The following is a 1,988-nucleotide window of genomic DNA, read 5'->3' as shown; positions in this document are numbered from 1 at the left end:
GAACCCCCAGGTCAGAGTCAAGATCTAGAGTCTCTACCGAACCCGGAACGGTTCAGGCGGACAGGTTCGGGGCGGCGGCCGGTTCCTTACGTGCTCACCGCAAGCGTTCGACGCCCGTGCGTGCGAGCTCTTCGAGAACCGCCTCGGTCAAGGTCCCGGACAGGACGTACAGCATGGTCTCGCCCTGGACGACGCACAGCGCCCTCTGCGTGACTCCCGCGGTCGTGTCCACGTAGCTGAAGGCACTGTCGCCCAGCCGCGGAACGTCACGGACGTGTTGCTGGGCGCGTATGGAGGCGGCTTCGCGCCGCCCCGTTTTGGTGCTGGTCCGCACGAAGACATGAGATCGGAAATAGGTGCAGCTGGAGATGCCGTCACCTGGCAGCGTTCCGACGTTGCCCGACTCGGCCTGCTGCCCGGTGATCTTCTGCACGTCGCCAGACGTGATGGTCGAGCAGGCGCGGTCGTCGCCCCGGGAAGAAGCGTCGTCCGTTCTCCGCTCGGTGGCGTGATCGTCCACCGCTGCACCGCCCTTGCCGACACAACCGCCGAGTCCCAAGACGAGAGCGCACCACATGCTGATAATGACTACGCTTCGACCCCTGCGCTGGACGCCCCGCATCCTCGGCTCGCCGATCGCTTCGCTCGCAACAACCTCCATGTCCATCTCCTTCCGCGTTCTTCCCATGACATCTTCCTAGCCTCCGCCGCACCCCCGGAAGAGTAAGTGCAGCTCCCTCTGCAGCCATCGCGGGCTGGCCTCATTCGAGTACTCATTACTCGGCCGCCACCGATCCCGGTGAGGTTGAATCCACGTGCACGAGGAACCCGGATCCGATTCTTTCTGACCGTCGGAACGTAGGGCCGGTCCCCTCATTTCCAATTGAAATGGAATTCGTGATGCGCATAACACAGGCCGTGAGGGCGCTCGTACCCGCGACCGCAGCAGTCGCCACCCTCATCACCGCGCCAACGGTGGCGCACGCCACCGACTACTGGGCAGACCGCCCCTGTCTCGGACTGACGAACTACCAGCACGTCATGACGACACAGAACGTCGCCTGGCCCATCGAGTTCGAATGGACGATCAAGAAAAACAACGGTCGCTATTTCGAGTTCAGTTACAACAGCATCGCACCCCCCTTCCACATCCAGCAGGGGGTCACGGAGTCAGACACGGCAAAGATCATGATGCCGCCGACCGGATTCGCCGACATATTTCTGTGGTGCAGCGCTCCTGGGGTGATCCACAGAAATTACTGAACGACGTACCTTCGTGGCGGAAGGTCGACAGCGGACCTCCCGCCACAAGAATCCGTTGTGCCAGCGGACGCTCCGGGGGCGGGACGCGCCGATGACGTCCTGTCGGGCATCGTCCGGGTCGTGTCCGTCCCCGGCAACAACCACCACGCAGCACCGCGGATCCGCGCCGGGATGTGCGGCGCGCGTACTCTCGCATCGACGTGCTGCCCGCCTTGGTCTTCTCCGACATCGACAGCCACATGCCGTTCGCATTACCAGACCTCACGGCGCGCGAGGGCCGGGAGTTCGTTGTCACCCTCGGCTTCGGGTCGCTGGGCCACGACATCCCGGCGGCACTCAGAGCCGCGGTAGCGGGCGGCCAGTGGTCCGGGTGGTCGGGATTCCCGTTTCGAGATGAACGGCATGCAGCTGCTGGCAGCCTTCCCGCAGGGATTGCTCGTCATGGATCGTGGAAGGCTCGATCTCCGCGGAGGAAGGGCGCCTCGGCCGTAGTTGCGACCGCCTCCCTTCGCGGCGCCAGTCGTAGTGGCACGCCAGAAGGCGGAACTCCCGCTCAGGGGTGTGGCAGATGTGGTGTGGCTACCGGTGCTGACCGTTACCGGCAGGCCGGCCCCCAGCAGCCGAGCTGCGGGGTGGTCGGCCAGCCCGTCCACGGCACCCGTATGGACTTAGACCGTGTCCTATGTGGTGAGGCGTCGTTGAAGTCGGTATGGGGCGGGGTACTT

The 1,988-nt window shown here is 64.4% G+C and carries 2 protein-coding genes; one reads left to right on the top strand and one right to left on the bottom strand.

The genetic code is table 11. From position 1 onward, the window contains the following. Positions 1-94: 94 nt before the first annotated feature. Positions 95-661, bottom strand: coding sequence for a hypothetical protein (locus ACFWW8_RS38520; protein WP_386537591.1), 567 nt, complete (start codon positions 659-661; stop codon positions 95-97). A gap of 227 nt (positions 662-888) precedes the next feature. On the opposite strand from ACFWW8_RS38520, the gene ACFWW8_RS38515 reads away from it, so the two are divergent. Continuing rightward, the gene (locus ACFWW8_RS38515) at positions 889-1,263 is read left to right on the top strand and encodes a hypothetical protein (RefSeq protein ID WP_386537588.1); all 375 of its coding nucleotides are present in this window, start codon (positions 889-891) and stop codon (positions 1,261-1,263) included. The last annotated feature ends 725 nt before the right edge of the window (positions 1,264-1,988 follow it).

It is taken from the genome of Streptomyces sp. NPDC058701 (assembly GCF_042715295.1).
Lineage (GTDB): Bacteria > Actinomycetota > Actinomycetes > Streptomycetales > Streptomycetaceae > Streptomyces.
Note: the sequence above shows the minus strand (reverse complement) of the source record. Positions and strands in the feature narration are given on the sequence as shown.

Coding starts and splice junctions, on each gene's coding strand:
- ACFWW8_RS38520 (WP_386537591.1), bottom strand. CDS start 661: ATGGAGGTTGTTGCGAGCGAAGCGATCGGCGAGCCGAGGATGCGGGGC.
- ACFWW8_RS38515 (WP_386537588.1), top strand. CDS start 889: ATGGAATTCGTGATGCGCATAACACAGGCCGTGAGGGCGCTCGTACCC.